Here is a 22,735-nt window from a genome sequence, read left to right as displayed (position 1 = left end):
GGGGTCACAGGGCCCCAAACGAAGATGCGCCGCCCGGGATGTGGAGTCCCGGGCGGCGCGCACAGGCCACCAATGAGAGGAACAACCTGTGCAGACGATGATGTCACGCCCCATCGGCGGCGTAATCGACGATGTCGAGCGCGAGGACGACGCCCGCGGCCTGGAGCCCGACGACGACTCCGCGTTCCACCAGCTCGTGCAGTACCTCGTCATGGAGGGGGACTTGCGGGCCGCCCGTCTCGGCCGGCGCGCGCCGCGCACCCTGGCCGCCATGCAGGCCCGGATGGCCGACGACGCCTGTGGCCTGTGCGGGTGCTGGATCTGCCGCTGCGCCCAGGAGGCCGGCCTCACCCGCACGCCGTCGGGTCCGGGGGCGGCGCTGGTGTGCACGGCGTGCGGTGGCACCGGCGGCCGGGTCGAGGACACCAGCTCGGGCGGTGTGCGCCGGCGGACGTGGATCGGCTGCGGCTCGTGCGGTGGATCGGGGCGCCGCTGATGCGCTCCCACCTCCGCCTGCGTGTGCGTGACCTGGCCCGGTTGGGCTGGCAGTGCTGGATCTGCAGGAATCAGGTGGACGACCACCTGAAGCGCTGCCCGCACCACTGAGCGGAGCCCCACCATTCCCCGGATGGTCCGGTCGGCCCGTGCCGCGCAGTATCGCGCGGCACGGGCCCTCGCCCGGTTCGGCTCGTCCCATCCGCGTGCGCGGTGGCTGCTGGCCCAGGCCGCGGCGGCCGCCGCCCGTGCGTGGGACGCCGGACACCGGGTGCACGACATACACGACATAAACGTCCGATGCGCCCGCACCCGAGAACGGGAGCCCCACATGAGCACGAACGAGCCGGACACCCCCTCCCCCGCGCCCGATGCCGAGCTGGACCAGCGGCTCATGGCCGCGCATCAGGCCGTCGGGGCGGCCGTCGAGCGCCGGGCCGAGGCCGGCCCGGACCGCTCCAACGGCTGACAGCCCGACCTGCTCCTGGTCCTGCTTCTGTCCGTACCGGCCCTGACACCACGGGCACGAGACAGACACGAGCGGGCACACGACCCTCAACCGCTGGAAGAACGAGTGCCGAACGCAAAGAAGCCGGCGTCCCTGTACGCCCGGTACATGGCCGCCGCGAAGGCCCGCACCGCCCACCTGACGGCCTGCCACCACTGCACACCCGCCCGCACCGGCTGCCGCCTCGGCGAGCAACTGCTCGCCGAGTTCGCCGAGGTGCAGGACCGGTACCTGGCCGCGCAGAAGCGCCGGCCCTGACCGGCCGACGCGGGTGTGTGCGGCCCCGGACTGAGCACTCCGGGGCCGCGGACCGCACCACTCCAAACCCCAACATGAAGGAGGCGATCATGCACACCTTCGCATTCCCCGCCGGGAGGTCCTGGTGACCTCCCGCCGTGTCTTCCGCACTCCCTCCCCCGCCCTTACCCCGGCCACCGCCGAGGGCGACTTCCGTGCGCGGGCCCTGTGCGGCCCGGGCACCGGAGCCGACGTCGACCCGGAGTTGTTCTTCCCTGTCGGGGAGAACGGCCCCGCCGTGCTCCAGGCCGATGACGCCAAGGCGATCTGCTCGGTCTGCCCGGTGATCGGTGCCTGCCTGCGCGGTGCGTTGGAGCGCCGTGAACCGGACGGGATCTGGGGTGGTACCACCCCGTCCGAGCGGCGGGCGATGCTCCGCGCCGCCGCCCGGACCGCGCACCGTACCGGGGAGGCCGCAGCGTGACACAGCCCGACTCCCCCGACGGCCCCCAGCCCGCCTGGACCGCCGCCGACTACGACTCCTACGGGGTCCTGGCCGACTTGGGCGTCCCGCACGCGGCGGCCCTGGTGACCCGGGCCCGCCGCCCGCACCCGCCCGGATGTTCCGACCGCCGCGCCCCGGACGTCCCGGACCTCAACTGAGCTTCCCTGTCTGTCGGTTGCCTGACCCGCACAGCCGCCGCCCCCCGCGTGGGAGTGGCGGCTGTGCGCGGTCCAGGGGAGCCCGGACAGCCCGGACCCGCAAGAATCCAGAGAGGCAGGGCCTTTCATGTTCCGACGCCTGCGCGACACCGCCACCGAGGTCCGGGGCCACCGCCGCCTCACCCGCGGCATCGACCGGGCCGTCGAGTCCGGCGACCAGGAGGCGCGGGCCGCGTTCACCTCCGGCACCGGGACCCTCGCCGCGGCGCTGACCCGCCGGGGCCGCGACACGCGCGGCGCCGAGATCCACGACTACGGCACCCGGGTCGCCGCCACCGGCGGCGGCCCCGAGCGGGTCCACCGCCTGGACCGCCCCCGCGACTGACCCGGCCCCGCCCACCCGGCACCCGACGGCGGAATCCGGGACCACGCCCGCCCGGCGGGAGCCCCGGACAGGCCGCCGGAGCTGCCCAACCCGCGTGGCTCATTCACCCACCCCGTACCACCGCCGCCCCGGGAATGCTGGGGCGGCACCCGACCTGGAAGGAGGCGGCGTGGCCGCCACTCGAACCCGGACCAAGAGGGCCACCGCCCGCACCAAGAAGCCGACCACGACGGTCGCGCAGCCCGCCGCCTCCACCCTGCCTGCCCCGGCCCCGGCCCCCGAGCCGGGGACCGTCTCGGAGAAGGAGACGGTGCTGGAGACGGACTGGGCGGTGCTGGCCAGGGTCGCGGACGCCCGCGACCGGGCCGCCGACATCATCGACACCGCCCGCGAACAGGCCCTCGTCCTCCAGACGCAGGCCGAGGAACAGGCGGCGCGCACCGTCGCCGACACCCACGAGCAGACCACCGTCCTCCTGGCCGCCGCGCACACCCGCGCCGAGGCCGTCACCGCCGGTGCCCAGGAAGAGGTCACCGCCCAGCGGGCGGCGGCCACCACCGAGGCCGAGACTTTGCGCGCGGAGGCGCAGAAGTTGCGTGGCGAAGCCGACCGGCTCCTGACCGAGGCCCGTACCCGCGCCGACCAGCTCCTCGCCCGGGCGCGGGCGCAGGTGGTGGAGCTGACCGAGCTGGCCGGCGCCGACCACCAGGCCACCTCGACCGCGGTCGCCGAGCTGCGGCGCCTGGCCGAGGCCGACCTCACCGAGATCGCCGCCCTGGTTGCCACCCGCCGCACCGAGGCCGGACAGATCCTCGCCCGCGCCCGCGAGGAGGCCGACGACCTGCTCGCCGCTACGCAGAAGGAGGTCGACCAGGCCCGCGAGCGCCACGCCCAGCTCGCCAAGTCCGCCGCCGAGCAGTACGACGCCCGGCGCACCGAGGCGGAGGCGCTGTACGCGGACGCGGTCGAGGCCGCCGCCGTGCGGCGCCGCGAGGCCGACGCCCACGTCGCCGCCGTGAGCGCCGAGGCGGAGACGGCCCGCGCCGAACTGCGCGCCGAGCTGCGCGAGCTCGGTGAGAAGTTCGATACCGAGGCCGCCGCCAAGCGCCAGGCCCTGGCCGAGGAGCTCGCCGGGCTGAAGACGGCGTGCGACAAGCAGCGCGAGAAGCTGCGGACCGAGGCCACCACCGTCGCCCAGGAGCTGCGCGAGGCCGCCCAGAAGCAGGCCGAGCGCATCACCGCCGAGGCCGAGCGCAAGGCCAAGGGCATCACAGACCGGGCGCAGGCCGACGAGGCCCGCGCCCGCCGGCTGCTGAACGAGGCCCGCGAGGCCAAGAAGTCCGCCTCGAAGTGGCGCGGCCGGCGCCAGAACCTCGGCGGCAAACTGTGGAAGATGGCGCCGTGGGTCGCGCTGGCCGCCGGCGTCGGCCTCGCCGCCTCCGGCGAGTACGAACTCGCCCGCATGGTCGGCATCAACGAGTACGTCGCCCCGCTCCTGCCGGTCAGCATCGACGTCTACTGCGTCACCGCGTTCCGCACCAAGCGGGACATCGCGCCGGCGCTGCTGCTGATGGCGTCGGCCAACGTCGTCTTCCACCTCTCCGAGCAGGCGCACCTCGTCCCCGAGGGCGGAGCGGCTCCGTGGCAGCTCACCACCTTCGTCGTCCTGATCTTCGTGGCCGTCATCTGGCGCGTCCACACCCTCATGCACGACGACAGTACGGACGGCCACGGCGGTACGGACGCACCGTCCGCAACGGCCACCGGTACGCCGGGCCGTACCGGTACGGACGGCGGAAGCGGAACGCACGCCCGTACAGGTACGCACCGCCGGGCGGACGGTACGGACAGTGCGACGTCCGGCCGTACGCAGCCCGCTCACGACGGTCTGTACGCCGCGAACAGCGACGGACGAGCGGACGGTACGGGCACCGGACACGACGGTACGGACCCGGCACATGCCCTCTCGCACCCCTCGCACCACGACGGGGGCGAAGGGGCGCTGACCAGGCCGTACAGCGACCGTACATACGGCGTGCACACCACCCCGGACGGGGCGGCGCGCACAGGTACGGCGCCCCGGGGGCGTACCGGTGCGGCTCACGCGGCCGTACAGGACCGCACCGGCACGGTCAGCGTCCGTACACAGCCCGGCCGTGACGCCGTACAGGGTGGCCGTACAGGTACGGCCACCGCCTCCTCCCGTGCAACCGGAACGAACGGTGCGGGCCGTACAGGCGGTACGGACCGACCCGGTACGCCCGCCCGGACGGACGCCGAACTCCTCCCGCTCGTACAGGAACTCCCGCGGGACGAGGACGGGTTCGTCACCCTCTACCGGGTCCGTACCGACCTCTCGGTCAACCAGCCCAGGGCCGTCCGGCTGCTGAAGGAGTCCGGCCTGCTGCGGCCCGAGGACGCCGACAAGTACCTCACCTGACCCACCCGTCCGGCACACACCAGTGAGGGCCAGCCCGCGTGAATCGGGCTGGCCCTCGTTGCGACTGCCGGAAGCAGTCACCCGGCCGGTACAGCACGTTCCCCCTGGTCAGAACCCCCTTTCCACATCGAAAAGGAGTCAGCCGCCCATGTCCGGAATCGACTGGGACAAGGAGTTCAACCTCATGAACCCCCCAACCCCTCCGACGCCCCCGACTCCGGATAAGCCGGAGAAGCCCGCGACCTCGCGTCTTTCCACTGCGGTCGGCGGGATGCGCCGCAACACTGCGGCGCTCGCCGTGTGCGGCACGCTCGCCGTTGTCGCCGTGTGCGGCACGGTCATCACCGTCACCAGCATGCAGAACGAGCAGGCCGCCCAGGAGCGTGCGCGCGCCCAGGAGAGCGCCGCGAACGCCCTGGTCGAAGCGGAGGCCGACAAGCAGCGGGCGCAGACCGCGGAGGCCACCGCCAAGGTCGTGTACGAGCGGGAGATGACCGTCTACCGCGAGTGCATGAAGCAGCGTGCGGCGGCGGTCGCCAAGGCGGCCTCGTACGACATCGCGAGGATCCCCGAGTGCGACGCCCCGGTCTTCAGCGGGACGGCCGCCAGGGCCCAGAAGTCCTCCGGTGGCAGTGCCGGCGGCGGCATCACCTCCAGCCCGTGGCTGTGGGTGGCGCTTGTCGGAGGCGGCGGATTCATCGCCTACAAGAAGCTTTCCGCGCCCTCCGGTTCGGGTGCGGTAACCCCCATGAACGACAAGGGATTCACCTTCGAGAAGGGTGCATGAAATGACGCTCCAGTTCTTCGCTCTCGCCCTGTTCTGCTGGGCCCTGTTCTTCACCTTCAAGAAGACGAAGGGAAAGCAGATGATGGTCTGCATCATGCTGATCGTCTCCGGGATCTTCCTGCCGTACACGCCGTTCAGTGAGGAGATCCGCACCACGCTGGAGTCGGTGTTCAACACGGCGAACACGACCGTGAACAACATCGGTTCGTCGTCGCGCTGAGTGAGCAGACTCGGTTACCGGTTACCGGTTACAGGCCCCCAGAACCCTGATTCGGACCCTCCAGCGGGGGGTTCGGCGTGGCTCTGGGGGCTGTAACCGGTAACCGGTAACCGACCACAACCACACACAGTCACAGAAGGGAGGGTCATGGAACTCCTGGTACTCCTCGCCATCAGCTACCTGTTCGGCGTGGAGAAAACAAACGGGAAATACGAGCAGGCGGGAATCAAGAAACCCCCCGCTAAAACAAAGGAGAAATGGAAGCCGACCCGGGCTCCGGACACATTCAGGAACGCCCCGTACAACGTCGCGGCGAAAACGCATTACGGTCTGCTGGCGGGCGCACATATGGCCGGTGGCCTGCGCGACGGATGGCGTTCGGCCTACCTCAAGAAGCCGACCGCCAAGCCTTCCGTTTCCACGTCCGGCAAGCCTTCTGCGGCAACGCCGCCCGCAGGGTCTCCGTCCTCGACGGTTCCCCCGACGGCGCCCCCACCCCCGACGGCGCCCCCACCCCCGACGACTCCGCCGACCCCGCCGACGGCAACGCCCCCTCCGCCGTCCGCACCTCCGCCGCCGACGACCCCGCCGTCCGCACCTCCGCCGCCGACGACCCCGCCGTCCGCACCCCCGCCGCCGCCGACGGTTCCGCCGGGATCCGCGGTCCCGCCCCCCGGCACCATTCCGCGGCCCCGCACCGTCAAGCTGCCCGACCACATCCGGAAGGACCCCGCGATGCAGCCCAACCCGCCCGTTCCGCACTCCGCGACCGTCGACGACAAGGGCGTTCACGTCACGACCGCCGCGGGCAAGTCCCGTACCTACAGCGGCGGTGAGGTCATGACCCTCACCCAGGTCATCGACCTCGCCGAAGGCTCGGCCACCCTGTGCCAGGCCAGCACCGACACCGCCCTGGAACTCATGGACGAGTCCACGGAGCTGGCCACGGACTGCGACGGACTCATCGCCGAGATCACCGCGAAGGGCGTCGGATCGAACCTCATCGGCAAGTGCGAGCTGCTCAAGGAGCAGCTCGACCTCCAGGCCGCCGCAGCCAAGGACGTCCACGACAAGATCCAGGGCGGCGAGGAGGCATGCCGCACCGCGTCCGCGAACGCGGAGCTCCGCCACGGGCCGATCTTCAGGGCCGTCGCCGACTCCCCCCTGACCAAGCCCGCCGAACGCGACTTCTACAACCACCGCTGAAGAGAGCAGGAGAGGCCCCCATGAGCGCCACCGAGACCCTGAAGGACGCCGCGAACTACGCGGCCCTGCGCACCAAGCTGGCCTGGCTCACCCACAAGGTCCACGCCCACGCCCAGACCGTCACCACCCTCGCCTCCGACGTCGACGACGCCGCCGAGCAGATGCTCGACGCCTCCGAAACGATGAAGGCGCTGGCCGTCGACGACGCGACCACCGCTGAGTTCGCCGACGCCGCGCTGACCATGACCGGCGTCAAGGACGCGGCCGGCGCCTACACCTCCGCCGCCGACAGCGCCTCCGCTGCCGCCGACGACGCGAAGACCACCACCGAGAACGACCACGGCGGCATCGCCGACGCGGTCGACTCCTCCCCCGTCGACATGGCCGAAGCCGGCTTCTACGCCCAGCAGTAAGGAGAACGAAGGATCATGGGGCCGACCCGAGCTCAGTTCGTTCAGTACGCGCCCGCCGCGCTCGCGGTGGTGCCACTCGTGGCCGGCCCCTGGTCCGCCCTCGCCGCCGCGGCGGCCGGAGCCGGAGCGTGGGCCGTCGGCGCCTCCGCCCCGGCTCTGCGGTCCCTGATCGCGTGCGGGCTCACCACCACCGGCTGCGGCATCGCCGCCGGCGAGGTCCTCGCCGCGGGCGGGAACCCGCTGATCGCCCTCGGGCTCGCCGCCCCGGCCGGGGCGGCCGCCCTCGCCCACCACCGCAACCTCACCGGACACACCCCCACCGCCGCGCTCACGCCCGCGACCACCACCCAGGGCGCGGGCACGGGAGCGGGGCTCACCTCGCAGGAGCAGGTGATCGCAGCCTTCTGGGCGGAGTTCATCTCCGGCCCCACCCAGACCGAGGGCCGCAAGCTCATCCAGCCCGGCGCCGCCCTGGAGCAGCTCGTCCTCCAGGGCGACGGCGGCCACGTGGCGTTCACCGGGATCATCACGCTGCCCCCCGGGCAGCAGGTGAAGGTCCGGGAAGGCGACATCGCCGCCGTCTACCGGGTGCCCATCTCCCAGGTGGAGCTGGGCGACCCCAAGCACTTCGCGCCGAACGCGCTGCCCGTCACCGTGCAGCTGACGGCACCGGCGGCGCAGCCGCAGATCACGGCCGGTACTCCCACGACGCCCGAGGAGCTGTGGGCCGCGTACGTCGGCGTCCCGGAGGGCGCGATGCCCGGCACCACCCTGACCGTCACCCGCTACGACGGGCCGCTGGACTGGGAGGGCATCGCCACCCGCGACCGCCGGGCGATCGGCACCGTCAACCTCCAGGACCTCGCGGGCAACTTGGACCTGGAGACGATCCAGATCGCCCTGGCCCCCGGCGACAAGCCGTCGCAGATGGGGATCCGGGTGATGCGGGAGCACGCGCTGATGCACGGCACGATGCTCTCCTCGGTCCTGGACGAGCTGTCGATGGACTCCCGCGGCTACGTCCGCGCCGGCACCTACGTCGACGGCCGGGCCGCGCTCCTGCCGCTGGCGCAGCCCGGGTCCGGCGCCCGCCACCTCTACCTCGTCGGCGGCTCGCGCTCGGGCAAGTCGGGGCTGCTGGAGCAGATCCTGCTCTCCGCCCACCGCTCCGGCATCGCGGTGATCCTCGCCTCCCCGCAGGCCGGGACCATCGCCGGCGCCTCGCTCTCGGCCTACCTCGGGGACGGCCTGGACGAGGCGATGGGCGCGCTGCGCCTGGCCTACGCGATGATGCTCGACCGCGAAGCCCGCTACCGCTCCCCCGCCTTCCCGTTCACCGACCCGCTGGTCCTGGTCGTCATCGACGAAGCGCACATGCTGCTGTCGGCCTCCTCCCCGTACCACCTGGAGGCCAAGGCGATCGTGGAACAGCTGACCCGCCGCTCCCTCAAGCGGGGCATCGGCGTGGTCCTGGCCACCCAGACCCCGCTGGCCGAAGACCTCGGCAACTCCACCGTGATCCGCTCACAGCTGCTGATCGGTGGTGGCGCGGTGTTCCTGCGGTGCGCCAAGGGCCAGGGATCGCTGGTCGGGGCGAACGCGGTGGAGGGCGCGGAGGGCCTCGACCTGTCGATGATCCCCTCGCAGTGGCCGGGCCAGTACGCCAAGGTCAGCAACCGGGACATGAGCGGCCTGGCCACCGAGGCCGCCGCCGCTCCCGAGGACGGCACCTTCGGCCTGGGCTACCTCCTCACCCCCGGCTCCCAGGCCGTGCAGTTCCGCTCCCTGCACCTGGACGTGCCGCCCGTCTCCCTCGCCGGAGGCGAGCCGCCGGTCGGGATCGAGGACTGCGACGCCTGGCGCGAGCGCGACGCGGTCGCCCAGACGCCGATGGTCGACAAGCGCGGCAAGAACCTGGTCGGCAGCCTCGCCGACCTCCTCGCCGCAGCACAGGGCGCCCCCTCCCCGCAGCAGCAGCCCCACCACAACCCCGGCGGCCCCCACCAGACCGCCGGACCTGCCGGACCCGGCGGGCCGCCTGACGGACAGGAGCTGATCAAACCGCGCATCCTCGAACTCCTGCGGGAGCAATCCCTCCCCATGACCGCCGAGACCATCGCCCGAAAACTCGGCACCTCCGCCAAGAACATCAAGCCGCGCCTGTCCGAGCTGAAGAAGCGGGACGAGGTCACCAACGAGAACGGCCTGTGGAGAGCAGCATGAACACCCGCACCGACACCGACTTCACCCCCCTCGACACCGACTTGTACGCGAAGGCGTTCCAACTCCTCGACCCCACACCGGAACCCGCCGCCGTGACCCCCGCAGCTCCGGCACAGGTGCCCCTCCACCTCACCGCCGCCCCACAGGTGCGCCTGACCGGACCGGTCGAGAACACCCTCACCGACGCGCTCACGTTCCTCTACACCCACGGCTGGGCCAGACGCACCCTCATCCACCCCGAAGGCGCCCGCTGCTCCATCGGCGCCCTGCGCGCCGCGGCCGGCGCCCGCACCACCGCCTACCGCGACGCCGGGAACCTCCTCCTGGACGAGGCCCGCCGCCAGCACGGCAACCAGTGGCAGTCGATCCCCTCCTGGAACGACTCCCACACCGGAGCACAGGTGCGTAGCGTGTGGGAGGCCGCCATCCGGCGCGCCCACCACATGAACATCTGACCCGGCTGGAGCTGCCCGTGTCGTTCTCGTTCACCAACCCCGAACCGAACCGCGACGACCGGTCGTTCTCGTTCACCGGCCCGCAGCCGGGCAGCGACGACGGCCGCTCGTTCTCGTTCACCGGAGCGGACCCGGCCGACATCGACAGGCAGCTCCAGACGATCACCGACATGGCCCACGAGATCCTCCGCCTCGCCGCGGAGCTCCGCAGGCAGATCAACAACTGACCACCCCCTCCGCCCAGAACGCGGAGAACACCACCAAAACCCCCGCTCGACATCGCGCCCCGCCCGGACACCCGGGCGGGGCGTCGCCGTTCCCTGCCGGAAACACCACCCGCCCCCAGGAGACCGACACCCCGTGCGCCGCTACCGCTACCGCTGCACCGTCTGCCGCACCACCAGCCCCGTCGTCCTGAACCTCGCCGACCTGGCCGCCGAAGGCAACGCCCACCGCCTCACGCTCCACGGCGGACACATACCCGACGACGAAGCCGCCGGCGAGGTCGACCGCCTCGGCCGCTGGTACGCCACCCTCCCCCCGCTGACCGCCATGCACGCGCGCATCGCCGACGGGCTGAGCGACCTCCGCGACCCCAAGGGCATGGGCCGCCCCTTCTGGGCCTCCGGCAGCGCCGCCCTCGTCCTCGGCAGCGCGGCCGCCCTCGTCCTCGGCGTCCTCTCCACTGCCCTCTGACCCCAGCTCCGACCGCCCTGCCCGGCCACCGGCACCGCCGCCCGCACCGCACCGGGCGGACGGTTCCGGTGACCCGGCAGGCCGACCGGGCTCAGCGCATCCCCGCCCGCCACCCCCGTCCCGGGGACGGCGGGCGCCTGTACGTGTCAGCCACTGTCCCGTCCCGACTCGGAGGGTTCACCGTGCTCATCCCCCGGCCACGCCGCAGGACCGGCCTCCCTCGCCCCGCCGCCCCCGGCCCCCGCTGTCCGCTGCGTCAGCGCCGTCCGTCCGATACCGGGAGCCGGTGATGGCCGGCCAGGACGACGCCGACCGTTGCGTCCCGGACGTCCCCGAGACGACGATCCCGGTGTTCAAGCGCCTGTGCGCGCCCCTGGGATACGCGACCAAACGCCAGCTCAGGGCTATGGGTCTGCGTCCCGGCGGCCAGGACCCGGTCGCCGAGGTCGAGACCCGCGGCCCGAAGAACGGCCTGCTGTACGAGATCGCGAAGGCCCGGCCGGTGCGGCCGATGACCCTCGCCAAGGAGTTCGCGCTCGACCGGGCGATGGCTGCCAGACAGACCTGTGGCACCTGCCGCCGACGGTACTTCTTCGTGCTTCCGACCTCCCTGAAGAGCTGCTTGGAGTGCCACGACGGCACGCCCGCGGACCCCAGCAGCTACACCGCTCCCCCGGCCCCGGCCGCACACCGCCTGGCCGCGTGAACGTGATCCCGCCCCGGCCGGCCCGGCCGGGGCGGGATCAAAGGCGCCGCAGCATCGGCAAGAGGCCGGCGCCCCGCTCCCTCCACCCGAGATTTCGCGATCAGGAGAACCCCAGCATGCCTCGTCTGCCCCTCACCACCGAGCGCCTGGCCCTCTTCGGCGCCCTCCTGGCGACGTTCGGAGAGCTGCACCCTGCCTGTGACCACTGGGTCCAGGGATCGAAGACGGCTTCGCGGAAGAGGTTGTACGGCGACGACCTGGTCCACGGCGACGGCTCCCCCGCCGCCCCGGACTCCACCCGCCCGACCATGACCACCAGCACCCTCGGCAGGCGTGCAGTCGCCTGCCACGTCGCCTCATACACCGCCGTGCAGCTCGGGGCGACCATCGCGATCACCCGCGCGTTCGGCTACCGCGTCACACCGACCGCGCTGCTCGCCGGCGCGGCCATCAACGCCGGGACACACGCGGCGATCGACCGCGGCGCGCTGCTGCTGTGGCTGGCGAAGAAGACCAAGAAGACGGGCTACATCGAGCACTGCAAGGCCGCCCGTGTCGACGACGACGGCAAGGCCACCTCGGAGCTCACCGGGCCCGGCAGCGCGTGGATGGAGCTGGACGCCGCACTGCACCGCGCGATCGGCGTCGGCGCCGCAGCCGTCACCGTCTGGCTCACCACCCGCCCCGGCGCCCGCCGGTGACCGCACCCGCATCGAACGCGTACGGGCTGCCGTCTGCATCGCCTCGTTTGCTCTCCAGCAGATCGAGGACGACCTCAGCGCCGACGACATCGACCAGGAGGAGCTCGCCGCGATCCTGCGCGAGCTCATCGAGGACACCGACCCGCCCGGCGGGTTCATCGCGGCCCTGGCGCAGCTGGTCACCGTCGCCGCGCGCCGTGCCGAGCAGATCGAGCCCGACCGCGACGGCGACGCCTCGTGCCCGCTCCACGAAGCTGCCGCCCTGATCACCGACAACGCCGGGATGCGCCTGATCTGGGCTGCCCGCGCCCTTTACCCGCAGGGAGACAGCTGATGGCGGGCAAGAAGGCGACGAACCCGCCGCGCAAGGAGTGCCCGCCTCGCTCACCGGCCACGCCGGGCAGTGCCTCATCCGCACTGCCCGGCGCCCTCACCCGCAAGGAGAGATCTCGCATGACCGAACCCAAGCCCGGGAGCATCCGCTGTACCGCCGATGCCGCGATGACGCCGGATGGTGACCACTACATCTCCGAGCAGCGAGCCCGGATTGCCGAGCTTCAGGCCCGCCCGGATCGGCTCACACCGGACGACGCGCGATGGCTCCTTGACCAGCTCGCACGGGCGGACCGGCACCTGGAAGAGCTGCGGGACCGCATCGACAACGCCGGAAGCCTGATGAGCACGAGCTACGTGTCCAGCGCGATCGACTACACCCGCTGGTCCCGGGACACCCCGCGAGGGCCAGTGATCGCCAACACCCATTCTTCGGGACCGCCGCTGAGTTGAGCGCACTCTGTGCCGCCCCGGTCCCGCACCCGCCGGGGCCGGGGCGGTCGCAGTGGCCCCTCAACCCAGAAACACCCTCACCCGCAAGGAGATCTCACATGACCGAGCTGATCTACCCGGAGATGCCCGCGCACAGCCTCGTGGTCCTCATCGGCCCGTCCGGCGCCGGGAAGTCCACGATCGCGCGCACTTGGCCCGCCTCGCAGGTCCTGTCCCTGGACGCACTGCGCGAGGTCGTCAGCGACGACGCGGGTGACCAGGACGCGACCGGCGATGCGGTCGCCGCCCTGCACCTGCTCCTGGAGGCGAGGATGCGCCGCCGGCTGTTCACCGTCGTCGACGCGACCAATGTCATCAGGTCCGCCAGGGAGCCCCTGGCCGCCGCCGCCAGGCGGCACAACATGCTGCCCGTCGCGGTCATGGTCACCACGCCCGGCAGCGTCTGCATCGAGCGGCAGGGACCGAGGCCGGCCAACCGCACGGTGCCGGAGAGTGTGGTCGTCAAGCAGCGCCAGGCCATGGTCGACTCGCACCGGACCCTCAAGGCGGAGGGCTTCGACGAGGTCGTCTTCTCCGACAGCCTCTTCCGGCTGCTGCCGTTCCTGGAGCGCCTGAGCGGGACGCGGCAGGCCGACCTCGGGCTGGACGGCAGCGACGGCCTGGGCGAACTGAACCTCGTACGCCGGACCTTTGGCGAGGAGATCCTGCCGCTGTGGCGGTGGAAGCCCGGCTCGAACGTCGCCGGTGGCGACCGCGTCGCGGAGATCCGCCTCGGTCAGATGTACCTCACCCTCGCCCTGCGCACCGACGTGGACGGCGAGGGCGACGTCGGGTTCGACGTGATGGTGCCGTGCCCGCACGACGACGAGTGCACCGGCTACGCGTGGGTGCCCGCCTACAGCGTCACCTGCCTGTTCCGCGCGCTCAACGGCGACTTGGACGACGACGAAGACATCGTCTGCACCGTCCACGGCCCGAACGGCGACGACCAGGACGACGACCCCGAGGACCGCGCCGACCTCGAGGCGCAGGACCTGGAGGGGATCAGCGGATGAGCACCAAGACCCCTGCGTGCGGCTGGGACCAGGCGGTTTTCCGGTGCGGCCGGTGCGGTGCTGAGCACACCGCCACTACGGAGGCCGACTACCTCAAGGCCATCGGCGTCCACGGTGACGCCCACGCCGTGTGGGACCGCCTCAACGCCATCGAGCGGTCCGGGATCACCTCGATCCTGCGCACCGTCCTGTCCGCGCCGGACCTCGCCGCGGAGCTCCTGGTCCTCGCCGACCGGCCGCCGGCCGGAGGCGGAGACCGGTGAGCCGTGCCGCCGACGGCCCGCGCCCCCGGCCGCGGCCGTCTGGTCTGCACAAACAGAAAAGGCATCCTCAGAAGATGCCAAACGCTTGAAATGCATCTTGTGAGGATGCATTATCAGTTGTGCGGGGGTCGCCCGGCTCCCGCACTCTCCGACCAAGGAGCAGCCTTGAGCAGCGAGAAGATCCACATCATGACCACCGCCGGAGCCACCGAGCTGGACCTGTCGGTGTCCAACGGCGCGGTCAACGTCACCGTCGACCCCAAGGCCGTTTACGGCCGGGTCCGGGTGCACACCACCGCCACCGAGGGCGCGGTCGCCGACGCGGTGAACAACACGAAGTTCACCGCGCACGGCAACACCCTCACCGTCTCCGTCCCCGACGACATGGTCGGCGGGATGGGAGGCACCAACGTCATGCAGGTCGGCGGCTCCACCATCAGCTTCAACGGCGGCAGCGTGGTCAGCACCGGCTCGATGACCGGCGTGACCATCAGCGGCGGTGACATCTGGGTCGGCGGTCAGCGCCTCGTCGCAGGCGGCCAGGTCGTCGCCGAGCGGGGCGCCAAGGTCGGCGCCGGGACCGGCACGATCGCCGTCGACGTCATCCTCCCCGCCGGGTCCTCGCTCGCGGTGAGCACGAAGAACGCCGAGACGACCGTGCGCGGCGACCTGGAAGCGATCCGCTTCGACGCCCGCAACGGCTCGCTGCAGGCGGGCGGCGTGAAGGTCCTGGAGGCGGAGACCCACAACGGCTCGGTCCTCATCGACACCGTCGAGACGGAGCTGGAGGCGTCCACGCACAACGGCTCGATCACCGTCGGCGCCTACAACGGCCGCCGCGGTTCCGCCCGGACCCACAACGGCGACGTGACCATCAGCGCCACCCCGGCCGCCTCCGGCAAGCTCGCCGCCCGCACCCACAACGGCAACATCCGGGTGCGCGGGGCCGGTCACCTGGACCTCAAGACGTCCACCCACAACGGCCGGGTCTGGTAGTTCCGCCCCGGGGCGGCCGCCAGGTCGCCAAACTCACCGGCCGCCCCGGGCCTCCCATCCCGCTCCAAACGGAGCGGGGGGCAGAGACATCGTCCCTCGTATCCCACCTGGAGCAAGCCATGTCCCCCCGACCCGATGAGCAGGCCCGCGCCGAACTGCGGGACCTGGTCGCCCAGGCCAGCCAGCGCCGCGACGAAGAGCACGACCGCGTCGAGACCGATTTCTGGCAGGAGATCGACCGCCTGCAGAGCAGCTACCACGGCGCCCAGCAGGACATCGCCGAAGCCCTGGACGTCAAGCGCAACCAGATCCTGCGGCAGACCAAGCGCTACCGGAATGCCGACACCGCCCGCCCGACCGAGAGGTGAGCATGACCGAGAACACGACCACGTCCGCAACCATCCGCTACACCGCGGACGTGGTCGCCCTGACCCCCGGCGGCAACGTCCTGCTCATCGAGCGCGGCCGGCCCCCCTTCGAAGGGGCCTGGGCCCTTCCGGGCGGACACCTGGACGACGCGGAAGCCCCCCACACGGCCGGCGCCCGCGAACTGGCCGAAGAGACCGGTGTCCACGTGAACGTCGGCGACCTGCACCAGATCGGCGCCTGGGACCAGCCCGGCCGTGACCCCCGCGGCCGGTACATCACCTTCGCCTACATGGTCACCGTCCCCGACGGCACCCCGGTCACCGCCGGGGACGACGCCCGCAACGCCCGCTGGTGGCCCCTGAACGCCCTGCCCGAACAACTGGCCTTCGACCACGCAGACATCATCAACGCGGCCGTGACCCCCACCCCCTGAGGCAGAACCACCCGGAGCGCCGCGCACGACCTTCCCGGCCGCGCACGGCGCTCCGCCATTCCCGCTCGCTCCTCACCAGTGACCAACCCGACAAGGGAGTCCGCCATGAGCACCTGCGTCTTCTGCGCCATCGCCGCCGGACAGGCCCCGGCCCTCATCGTCCGCCAGTGGCCCGACGCCCTCGCGATCCGCCCGCGCAGCGGCGGCGTGAACGACGGGCACGTCTTCGTCCTGCCCCGCGTCCACGTCCAGGACGCCGGCACCGACCCGGACGTGACCGCCGCCGTGATGCGCCGGGCCGCCGAGCTGATGGCCGGCCTCCCGGCCGCGAACCTGATCACGTCGAAGGGAGACGCGGCAACTCAATCCGTTCTCCATCTCCACGTCCACGTCGTCCCCCGCGAGGACGGCGACGGACTGCCCCTGCCCTGGACCCCGCAGCACACCGCCCGCGCCACCGCGCAGAACGGAGACACCCGATGACCACACGCCTTGTCATGGCCCGCGAACCCCTCCCGGCCTCCGGCAGCCCGTCCGTCTTCCTCGCCGGCCCCACCCCGGACCGCAGCGCCCCCGCCCCGTCCTGGCGGCCCGCCGCCCTCGACACCCTCACCGCCCAGTGGAACAGCGAGACGCCGCTGACCGTCCTGTCCCCCGAGTCCCGCAACGGACAGCGCGCCGCCCGCTACGAGGACCAGGTCGACTGGGAGACCACCGCCCGCCAGAACGCGACCGCGATCCTCTTCTGGATCCCCCGCGACCTGCGGACCATGCCCGGCATGACGACCAACGTCGAGTTCCCTATTGAATTGGCGTGTTGAAGCCGTTCAAGAGGGGTGCAACCACGGTGAGTTGGCGCGTGTTTTGGGTTCCGCAGAATGCGATGCGAGGCGGCGTACGAAGCGCGCTGATCAAGGGCTGGGGCGACCTGGCCGCGCGCGAGGATGAGGCGGGAGTCCGGGCCGGAGACGCGATCTTCTTGTCGCCGGACCACGAGGTCGACGCGCTCCTGAGCCTGTATGGCCAGTCGCAGATCTTCCGCGGGTACACGGATGAGTCCCAGCGGAACTACGCCACGGACATCACGCTGCTCCTCACCGCTTTATGGAGTCGGAGCCGTCGATGGACGGACGTGTCCCCGAAGGACCTGTACGACTACGAGCAATGGCGGCGGGAGGCCGAGGCAAACCCGGAGCGGATTGGGGACGCCAAGTGGCATCGGGAGTTGGCGGCCTTCGCGAGCCTGTACGGATGGGCCAAGCGGGAAGGGCATCTGCCGTACGACCCGGTGGCGATGCGCTACAGCTCGAATGGTCGAGGTGACGGCGCCGGGCCGAGCAACGTGCACTGGCTGACGCCGCGTACCTGGCGCCGCTGGATCGACGTTGGGCTGCGAGGACACACCCGGGAAGGGGTTCCGGAAGCCGGGTGGGTGGGGCGCCTGGAGGACCGCAACGTCGCGTTCGTGCGGACGCTGACCTCGTCGGGGCTCCGGCTATCGGAGGCCGGATCCCTGCTCTTGTTTGAGATCCCCAAGCGGCGTCTGGGTGGAGGCCGCTATTACCGGGGGAAGGTCGCGGCGCAGGTAACGCGGTCGAAGAAGGCGCGGACCTACTACGTGGCGTCGGACGCGGTCGGTGAGATCGAGTCGTACGCAGCGTCCTCACGGGCTTGGGCGGTGCGCAAGGCCCAGCGGGCCGGCCGCTATGATCGGCTGCCCGAGATGCGCATGCTGATCGAGGTCACCCGCGGGTTGAAGCCGAAGGTCCGCTGGTGCGACCGCAACGGTGTGGTCGGCGAGCGGGAGCTGAACAAGCTGACGTGGCGGGAGCGGACGCTGCTGTTCGAGGAAGGACCGCACGGTCCGGAGCCGCTGTGGTTGTGGCTAAACGAGCGAGGGTTGCCGTTTCATCCGCATTCGTGGGAGGGGGTCTTCCGGGCGGCGAACCAGCGGTGCGAGCGGGTGCTGACCCCGCCCGAGCACCTGCGTCGTGACCCGCACCAGGTATACGCGCCGTACGCCACGCCCCACTCCGCACGCCATTCTTTCGCCCTGTTCATGCTGGTTGTCCTGAACTACCTGATGGACGAGCGGTTCGGCTTGACGCCGGAGGAGCGACGAGACTTCCAACTGCTCTACGGTGACCCGTGGTTCATGGTGCAGAACCTGTTGGGTCATTCCTCGCGGGAGACCACGGTCAAGCACTACCTCGCGCCCGTCGCCGACCTGCAGTTGCGGGCGATGCTCGCCTCGGCCGACGATGACCCGGACGAGGCCCCGATGCCGGCGCTGGATGCGGTGTTCGCCCGCGTCGCCCGGGAGTCCGAGGGGATCCAGGACATCGACGAGCGGCTGCTGCCCGCGAAGACCGGTACAGCATGAGCGGGCGCGGCCGCCGGGCCTCCCTCCCGCCGGCGGATCATGTACGCCCCGAGCCACTGGCGGTCGACGGCCTGGTGGTGCGGCACTACAACAAGCGCAACCAGGCCAAGGTCTACGACTTCTCCGCCCTGCCCGTCGCCGAGTCGATGCAGCACTCGCTCGCCGTCCTGTTCGCCGCCCGCTGTGTCCCCGGGCACTGGAGTCGGCACAGCTCGTCCAAGGCGAACTGGGAGCGGCTGAGCCGCTTCGCGACGTTTGTATCGAAGCAGGAGTCGCCGCCCCGCGACCTCGACGAACTGACGGGCGCCCTGGTCAAACGGTGGCGGACGAGCCTGGGCGGCACGATGGGCGACTACAACACGTACGCCTCGACCATCGGGCTGCTGCTGGACGATGAACGTCTGCAGAGCGGGCCCGTCGCCGACGAACTGGCCAAGCGCATCAAGGTCCCCAAGAGCGGCACGCAGTCGTACTCGGAGGCCGAGTTCGACCTGGTCAAGGCGGCAGCACGGCGAACGTTCCGGGCGGCCCTGCTGCGGATCGGAGAGAACGCCCGTCACCTGGAGCGATGGCGAGCGGGTGTCTTCGCAGAGGGGAGCCTTGACTGGCTGCTCGGCGAGGGCCTGGACCTCCTCGCCCGCACCGGGGATCTGCCGCGCTACACCGAGAAGAGCGGCAGACAATCCACCATCCTCAGCCGCTATGAGCGGGCCTTCGGCGGAGTCGGTGCCAAGGCGACGTGGCAGCGGCTGTTCCTGACGCGTCTGGAGGCGGCGGCGCTGGGGGTGCTGCTGATGGCGGAGTACGGCTGGAACTTGTCCGTGATTGACCATGCCCGGGTGCCGCGCGCGACGCCGGACCCGGGCGAGGACGGCCATCCCACCTACCGCATTCCGGTGCAGAAGCATCGCCGTGGCGGCGGCTACTCCTTCGAGACGCGGAACGTCACGGACGACGGGGCGGCATCCCGGGGCAGGCTGATCACACAGGCGCTGGAGGCCACCCGCTTCGCCCGCGGCGCCGTCGCCGCGCGCTCCCCTGGCACAGACCTCCTGGTCGTGTGGCGCGGGCACATGGAGCGACCGCACTCGGACCGCGACCGCCAGGCGAACGTCGGCCCGTTCGGGTTCGGCGTCAACAAGAGCAGCGCACAGCACTGGGCTCGGGCCGAAGGGTTCGACAGCTCGCCGTTCCGTCGGGGCCGACGCACGGTGACGGCGGTGGACCGCCGTGAACCGGCCCAACACAGCCAGGCCACCCACGACAGCAAGTACGCCCTGGTCGACAGGCGGGTCCAGGCGGACGCCGTCGAGACCATCGCGGCCGGTGCCGAGGACGCGGCCGACCGCGCCCGCGCGGCGGTCCTCGTGGCCGAACTGCGCGACGAACCGACCCCAGGGGACGTGGAGACCGCGACCGCGGACTGCCGGGACTTCGACGACAGTCCCTATCCGGCACCTGATGGTGGCTGTGGAGCGTCGTTCCTGATGTGTCTGGGCTGCGAGAACGCCCACGTCCATCCCGGGCATCACCCGCGGCTCGTCCATCTGCACGCCTCACTGGCCAGTCTCCGCTCCATCCTGCCGACGAAGACCTGGGCAGACGACTGGGGCGAGCCCTACGACCGCCTTGAGGACCTCAAACGCAAGGTCGGTGACGGCGTGTGGGAGCAGGCTCTTGATCGGGTCACCGACGCCGACCGCACCCTCATCAACTCGCTTCTGACCGGGGAGCTTGACCAGTGACTGCCGCCGTCGACCTCGACTCCTACGTGCTCCCTCTGCCCACGCCCACCTCTCCCGTGGTCTCCGCGCACCTTGTGGTTCCGGTTTACGCGCACCTCAATGCCGTCTACGCGGCACCGATCTGGCCCCTGGCCCCGCTCACCGCCAACCCCAGCTCGAAACGGCCGACGATCCACTGGTCCACCTGCCCGGCCAGGTTCCAGGACGAACTGCGGCTGCTGGCCTGGAACTTGATCAATGGCGAGCTCCGACCCACCTTCCTGCGCGAGCGCCCCGTACGGATGCGGGGCCGCATCAGCGCGGAGAACATCCGCGACACGGTCGGCCACTGGAAGCACCTGGCGGCGTGGCTGAACGACCGCGGCGTCATCACGTTGGGCGGCTGTTCCTCCGCCGTGCTCCACGACTACGGCCAGCACCTGCTCACCAAGCACACCAGTCGCCGCAATGTCCTGGTGATCCTCGGCGCGCTGACGCGGCTGTGGGCCTTCGACCAGCTCAGCGCCCGCCCTGCCGGGATCGAACGGCCACCGTGGGACGAGTTCGGCGCGGACGACTACCTGCTGGCCGCCTCTGCCGGCTCATCGGGCGGGGAGAACGAGACCAACCCCGTGGCCGAGCAGACCATGGGCCCACTCCTCGTCTGGGCCATGCGCATGGTCGACGACTTCGCCGACGACATCCTCGCCGCATGGGCCGAGACTCGGCGCCTGACCCGTAAGGCCCGTCGCCAACGCTCCACCCCGGCAGGGAACAAGGTCCTGAACGCCTACATCGGCCGGCTCCTCGCCACCGGATCAGCCCTGCCGACCACCGAACGCGGCGGGAAGCGCCGTCTCGCGCGGACCTATATCGCGGCCATCACCGGCGCGTCCATCGCGCAGGTCGACCGGATCGCCCGACGTGAGCAGCTCGCTGCGATCGCGGCCGAGAGGCCCGGGCCATGTCCCCTGGAGATTCCGGTGCGCGGCCGGATCCACGGACAGCCATGGCGGGCACGCCTCGACTTCGCCGAGGCCGCCACGCTGATGCGGCACCTGGGTACAGCCTCTTTCACGGTCGCGGCGTACTTGACCGGCATGCGCCCCCAGGAAGTCCTCGGGTTGCGTACCGGCTGCTGCCCCGCCCCGGAACCGGGCGCCGACGGGGTGGTGGGACGGCACCTCATCCGCGCCAACGAGTACAAAACCGCCACCGACGAGCACGGCCATCACCAATCCGCCGGCGTGGAGCGCGATGTCCCCTGGGTCGCCATCACCCCCGTCGTGAACGCCATCCGCGTCCTGGAGCGCATCGTCCCGGACGGACATCTCCTGTTCGACCATCATGCTCACGACCTGCGCGCCACGCGGCCGGGCAGCGGATCCCTCACACACCACACCATCACCTCCCGGATCGAGGACTTCATCGCCTGGGCCAACACAGAGGCCACCGCCCATGAACTCAGCAGCGAGATCATTCCTCCCGACCTCCACGGCACGATCGGCACCGGCCGCTTCCGCAGGTCATTGGCCTGGCACATCGCCCGCCGTCCCGGCGGCCTGGTCGCCCTGGCCCTCCAATACGGGCACCTACGCACCGCGCTCGTATCCGAGGGCTACGCCTCACGTAGCCGCGACGGTATCCACGAGCTCATCGATATGGAGACGGTCCGCGCAGTCGTGGACACCGTCGCTGACCTTCATGACGACCTTGAGTCCGGCGCAGGCGTGTCCGGGCCTGCCGCCCGTCACGCGATCAAGACCGCCGCTGGGGCCCCGCACTTCGCCGGCACCGCGATCACCGCGCTCTCCGCCCGCCGACTCCTCGACAACGAGGACGCCATGCTCTTCAACAACCCCCAAGCCCTGCTGCTGTGTCACTACAAGCGCGAGAAGGCGCTCTGCCACCGCGATGGGGTCAAGGACACTCCGAGCCTGGACCACTGCGTTCCCGGCTGCGGCAACATCGTGCGCACCGACCGGCACGCGGCCCTTCTCCGCTTCCGCGCGAACACGCTCGACGTACGCGCCTCCGCCTCGCCTCAGCCCGTCGGCGACCGCCTCCGGGCCAACGCGGCTAGGCTCCGCGCCGTCTCCGACACCCACGACCGCACCCGAATCACTCTGCTGGAGAGCGCATGAGCCCGGCCCTGGACGAGCGCGACCGCATCCGCGCCGCAATGGAGCGCATCCTGAACGGCACCCCGCAGACCTCCAATGGCGCCCTGACCATCGTGGCCCTGGCCCAGGAAGCCGGAGTGCCTCGAAACGCGCTCACTCAACGCCACCTGGACCTGAAGAACGAGTTCTACGAGCACGTACGCGAACGCGGCGCCACCCCGGACGTGGAAGCCCGCCTGCGGGCGACCGTAGTGAAGCTCAAGGAGACGATCGCCAACAAGAACAGGGAACTCAAGCAGCTCCGCGCGGACGTTCCTGCCCTGGTTCGCGCCGTCAACCTGCTCACCCTGGAGAACCAGGAACTCCGGGAGCAACTGGCTCACCCTGACCCGAACGTCATCCCGCTCCGCTACCGCCGACCTCAACCGCCCGACGCCTGAGCCAGGGATCCTCACCTCGTTCGGCCCA

General features: G+C 71.2%; 30 protein-coding genes. All 30 read left to right on the top strand.

Going from position 1 to position 22,735, the window contains the following annotated elements; translation table 11 throughout:
- Window positions 1-88 precede the first annotated feature (88 nt).
- The 30 genes from OG711_RS38480 to OG711_RS38335 all read left to right on the top strand — a co-directional run bounded on the left by OG711_RS38480 (window position 89) and on the right by OG711_RS38335 (window position 22,707).
- Window positions 89-496, top strand: coding sequence for a hypothetical protein (locus OG711_RS38480; protein WP_329564405.1), 408 nt, complete (start codon window positions 89-91; stop codon window positions 494-496).
- Window positions 497-826: 330 nt separating this feature from the next.
- Window positions 827-964: a hypothetical protein gene (locus tag OG711_RS38475; RefSeq protein ID WP_329564403.1), complete on the top strand. Its 138-nt coding sequence runs from the start codon at window positions 827-829 to the stop codon at window positions 962-964.
- 105 nt (window positions 965-1,069) lie between these two features.
- On the top strand, window positions 1,070-1,261 hold the full coding sequence (locus OG711_RS38470; protein WP_329564401.1) for a hypothetical protein: 192 nt from the start codon (window positions 1,070-1,072) through the stop codon (window positions 1,259-1,261).
- A 205-nt stretch (window positions 1,262-1,466) separates the two neighbouring features.
- Entirely contained in the window at window positions 1,467-1,724 is a 258-nt protein-coding gene (locus OG711_RS38465; RefSeq protein ID WP_405675201.1) for a WhiB family transcriptional regulator, read from the top strand.
- Window positions 1,721-1,903, top strand: a complete 183-nt coding sequence (locus OG711_RS38460; RefSeq protein WP_329564397.1) for a hypothetical protein — start codon at window positions 1,721-1,723, stop codon at window positions 1,901-1,903. Before OG711_RS38465 ends, OG711_RS38460 begins: the two co-directional genes overlap by 4 nt.
- Window positions 1,904-2,030: 127 nt before the next feature.
- Window positions 2,031-2,288: a hypothetical protein gene (locus OG711_RS38455; RefSeq protein ID WP_329564395.1), complete on the top strand. Its 258-nt coding sequence runs from the start codon at window positions 2,031-2,033 to the stop codon at window positions 2,286-2,288.
- Between the two features lie 169 nt (window positions 2,289-2,457).
- The gene (locus tag OG711_RS38450) at window positions 2,458-4,728 is read left to right on the top strand and encodes a hypothetical protein (RefSeq protein ID WP_329564393.1); all 2,271 of its coding nucleotides are present in this window, start codon (window positions 2,458-2,460) and stop codon (window positions 4,726-4,728) included.
- Between the two features lie 271 nt (window positions 4,729-4,999).
- Window positions 5,000-5,515 carry a hypothetical protein gene (locus OG711_RS38445; protein WP_329564391.1) on the top strand — a complete coding sequence of 172 codons (516 nt, stop codon included), beginning with the start codon at window positions 5,000-5,002 and terminating at the stop codon, window positions 5,513-5,515.
- Window position 5,516: 1 nt separating this feature from the next.
- Window positions 5,517-5,735, top strand: coding sequence for a hypothetical protein (locus OG711_RS38440; protein ID WP_329564389.1), 219 nt, complete (start codon window positions 5,517-5,519; stop codon window positions 5,733-5,735).
- Between the two features lie 735 nt (window positions 5,736-6,470).
- Entirely contained in the window at window positions 6,471-6,941 is a 471-nt protein-coding gene (locus tag OG711_RS38435; protein ID WP_329564387.1) for a hypothetical protein, read from the top strand.
- Window positions 6,942-6,961: 20 nt separating this feature from the next.
- Entirely contained in the window at window positions 6,962-7,354 is a 393-nt protein-coding gene (locus OG711_RS38430; RefSeq protein WP_329564386.1) for a hypothetical protein, read from the top strand.
- Between the two features lie 15 nt (window positions 7,355-7,369).
- On the top strand, window positions 7,370-9,577 hold the full coding sequence (locus OG711_RS38425; RefSeq protein WP_329564384.1) for a hypothetical protein: 2,208 nt from the start codon (window positions 7,370-7,372) through the stop codon (window positions 9,575-9,577).
- Complete coding sequence (locus OG711_RS38420) at window positions 9,574-10,032, top strand: DUF6197 family protein (protein WP_329564382.1); 459 nt, start codon at window positions 9,574-9,576, stop codon at window positions 10,030-10,032. The genes OG711_RS38425 and OG711_RS38420 overlap by 4 nt, the downstream gene beginning before the upstream one ends.
- Window positions 10,033-10,049: 17 nt before the next feature.
- Complete coding sequence (locus OG711_RS38415) at window positions 10,050-10,259, top strand: hypothetical protein (RefSeq protein WP_329564380.1); 210 nt, start codon at window positions 10,050-10,052, stop codon at window positions 10,257-10,259.
- Window positions 10,260-10,392: 133 nt separating this feature from the next.
- Window positions 10,393-10,728: a hypothetical protein gene (locus tag OG711_RS38410; protein ID WP_329564378.1), complete on the top strand. Its 336-nt coding sequence runs from the start codon at window positions 10,393-10,395 to the stop codon at window positions 10,726-10,728.
- Between the two features lie 289 nt (window positions 10,729-11,017).
- The gene (locus OG711_RS38405) at window positions 11,018-11,434 is read left to right on the top strand and encodes a ferrous iron transport protein A (protein WP_329564376.1); all 417 of its coding nucleotides are present in this window, start codon (window positions 11,018-11,020) and stop codon (window positions 11,432-11,434) included.
- Window positions 11,435-11,550: 116 nt separating this feature from the next.
- Window positions 11,551-12,135: a hypothetical protein gene (locus OG711_RS38400; RefSeq protein WP_329564374.1), complete on the top strand. Its 585-nt coding sequence runs from the start codon at window positions 11,551-11,553 to the stop codon at window positions 12,133-12,135.
- Window positions 12,136-12,145: 10 nt separating this feature from the next.
- Window positions 12,146-12,469: a hypothetical protein gene (locus OG711_RS38395; protein ID WP_329564501.1), complete on the top strand. Its 324-nt coding sequence runs from the start codon at window positions 12,146-12,148 to the stop codon at window positions 12,467-12,469.
- 119 nt (window positions 12,470-12,588) lie between these two features.
- A complete protein-coding gene (locus OG711_RS38390; RefSeq protein ID WP_329564372.1) occupies window positions 12,589-12,921 on the top strand; it encodes a hypothetical protein in 333 nt (110 codons plus the stop codon).
- A gap of 98 nt (window positions 12,922-13,019) precedes the next feature.
- Window positions 13,020-13,976, top strand: coding sequence for an ATP-binding protein (locus OG711_RS38385; protein ID WP_329564370.1), 957 nt, complete (start codon window positions 13,020-13,022; stop codon window positions 13,974-13,976).
- Window positions 13,973-14,239: a hypothetical protein gene (locus OG711_RS38380; protein WP_329564368.1), complete on the top strand. Its 267-nt coding sequence runs from the start codon at window positions 13,973-13,975 to the stop codon at window positions 14,237-14,239. The genes OG711_RS38385 and OG711_RS38380 overlap by 4 nt, the downstream gene beginning before the upstream one ends.
- 165 nt (window positions 14,240-14,404) lie before the next feature.
- Window positions 14,405-15,235 carry a DUF4097 family beta strand repeat-containing protein gene (locus OG711_RS38375; RefSeq protein ID WP_329564366.1) on the top strand — a complete coding sequence of 277 codons (831 nt, stop codon included), beginning with the start codon at window positions 14,405-14,407 and terminating at the stop codon, window positions 15,233-15,235.
- A gap of 119 nt (window positions 15,236-15,354) precedes the next feature.
- Entirely contained in the window at window positions 15,355-15,603 is a 249-nt protein-coding gene (locus tag OG711_RS38370) for a hypothetical protein (RefSeq protein ID WP_329564364.1), read from the top strand.
- A 2-nt stretch (window positions 15,604-15,605) separates the two neighbouring features.
- Window positions 15,606-16,037: an NUDIX hydrolase gene (locus OG711_RS38365; protein ID WP_329564362.1), complete on the top strand. Its 432-nt coding sequence runs from the start codon at window positions 15,606-15,608 to the stop codon at window positions 16,035-16,037.
- Between the two features lie 105 nt (window positions 16,038-16,142).
- Window positions 16,143-16,520, top strand: a complete 378-nt coding sequence (locus tag OG711_RS38360; RefSeq protein ID WP_329564360.1) for an HIT family protein — start codon at window positions 16,143-16,145, stop codon at window positions 16,518-16,520.
- Window positions 16,517-16,858 carry a nucleoside 2-deoxyribosyltransferase domain-containing protein gene (locus OG711_RS38355; RefSeq protein ID WP_329564358.1) on the top strand — a complete coding sequence of 114 codons (342 nt, stop codon included), beginning with the start codon at window positions 16,517-16,519 and terminating at the stop codon, window positions 16,856-16,858. The genes OG711_RS38360 and OG711_RS38355 overlap by 4 nt, the downstream gene beginning before the upstream one ends.
- A complete protein-coding gene (locus OG711_RS38350; RefSeq protein ID WP_329564356.1) occupies window positions 16,852-18,420 on the top strand; it encodes a site-specific integrase in 1,569 nt (522 codons plus the stop codon). The genes OG711_RS38355 and OG711_RS38350 overlap by 7 nt, the downstream gene beginning before the upstream one ends.
- Complete coding sequence (locus tag OG711_RS38345) at window positions 18,417-20,165, top strand: hypothetical protein (protein WP_329564354.1); 1,749 nt, start codon at window positions 18,417-18,419, stop codon at window positions 20,163-20,165. The genes OG711_RS38350 and OG711_RS38345 overlap by 4 nt, the downstream gene beginning before the upstream one ends.
- Complete coding sequence (locus OG711_RS38340) at window positions 20,162-22,288, top strand: integrase (RefSeq protein WP_329564352.1); 2,127 nt, start codon at window positions 20,162-20,164, stop codon at window positions 22,286-22,288. Before OG711_RS38345 ends, OG711_RS38340 begins: the two co-directional genes overlap by 4 nt.
- Window positions 22,285-22,707, top strand: coding sequence for a hypothetical protein (locus OG711_RS38335; RefSeq protein ID WP_329564350.1), 423 nt, complete (start codon window positions 22,285-22,287; stop codon window positions 22,705-22,707). Before OG711_RS38340 ends, OG711_RS38335 begins: the two co-directional genes overlap by 4 nt.
- The last annotated feature ends 28 nt before the right edge of the window (window positions 22,708-22,735 follow it).

Origin of the sequence: Streptomyces uncialis (genome assembly GCF_036250755.1) — a bacterium.
GTDB lineage: Bacteria > Actinomycetota > Actinomycetes > Streptomycetales > Streptomycetaceae > Streptomyces > Streptomyces uncialis.
Note: the sequence above shows the minus strand (reverse complement) of the source record. Positions and strands in the feature narration are given on the sequence as shown.

Coding starts and splice junctions, on each gene's coding strand:
- OG711_RS38475 (WP_329564403.1), top strand. CDS start 827: ATGAGCACGAACGAGCCGGACACCCCCTCCCCCGCGCCCGATGCCGAG.
- OG711_RS38455 (WP_329564395.1), top strand. CDS start 2,031: ATGTTCCGACGCCTGCGCGACACCGCCACCGAGGTCCGGGGCCACCGC.
- OG711_RS38445 (WP_329564391.1), top strand. CDS start 5,000: ATGCGCCGCAACACTGCGGCGCTCGCCGTGTGCGGCACGCTCGCCGTT.
- OG711_RS38440 (WP_329564389.1), top strand. CDS start 5,517: ATGACGCTCCAGTTCTTCGCTCTCGCCCTGTTCTGCTGGGCCCTGTTC.
- OG711_RS38435 (WP_329564387.1), top strand. CDS start 6,471: ATGCAGCCCAACCCGCCCGTTCCGCACTCCGCGACCGTCGACGACAAG.
- OG711_RS38430 (WP_329564386.1), top strand. CDS start 6,962: ATGAGCGCCACCGAGACCCTGAAGGACGCCGCGAACTACGCGGCCCTG.
- OG711_RS38425 (WP_329564384.1), top strand. CDS start 7,370: ATGGGGCCGACCCGAGCTCAGTTCGTTCAGTACGCGCCCGCCGCGCTC.
- OG711_RS38420 (WP_329564382.1), top strand. CDS start 9,574: ATGAACACCCGCACCGACACCGACTTCACCCCCCTCGACACCGACTTG.
- OG711_RS38405 (WP_329564376.1), top strand. CDS start 11,018: ATGGCCGGCCAGGACGACGCCGACCGTTGCGTCCCGGACGTCCCCGAG.
- OG711_RS38400 (WP_329564374.1), top strand. CDS start 11,551: ATGCCTCGTCTGCCCCTCACCACCGAGCGCCTGGCCCTCTTCGGCGCC.
- OG711_RS38390 (WP_329564372.1), top strand. CDS start 12,589: ATGACCGAACCCAAGCCCGGGAGCATCCGCTGTACCGCCGATGCCGCG.
- OG711_RS38385 (WP_329564370.1), top strand. CDS start 13,020: ATGACCGAGCTGATCTACCCGGAGATGCCCGCGCACAGCCTCGTGGTC.
- OG711_RS38380 (WP_329564368.1), top strand. CDS start 13,973: ATGAGCACCAAGACCCCTGCGTGCGGCTGGGACCAGGCGGTTTTCCGG.
- OG711_RS38370 (WP_329564364.1), top strand. CDS start 15,355: ATGTCCCCCCGACCCGATGAGCAGGCCCGCGCCGAACTGCGGGACCTG.
- OG711_RS38365 (WP_329564362.1), top strand. CDS start 15,606: ATGACCGAGAACACGACCACGTCCGCAACCATCCGCTACACCGCGGAC.
- OG711_RS38360 (WP_329564360.1), top strand. CDS start 16,143: ATGAGCACCTGCGTCTTCTGCGCCATCGCCGCCGGACAGGCCCCGGCC.
- OG711_RS38355 (WP_329564358.1), top strand. CDS start 16,517: ATGACCACACGCCTTGTCATGGCCCGCGAACCCCTCCCGGCCTCCGGC.
- OG711_RS38345 (WP_329564354.1), top strand. CDS start 18,417: ATGAGCGGGCGCGGCCGCCGGGCCTCCCTCCCGCCGGCGGATCATGTA.
- OG711_RS38335 (WP_329564350.1), top strand. CDS start 22,285: ATGAGCCCGGCCCTGGACGAGCGCGACCGCATCCGCGCCGCAATGGAG.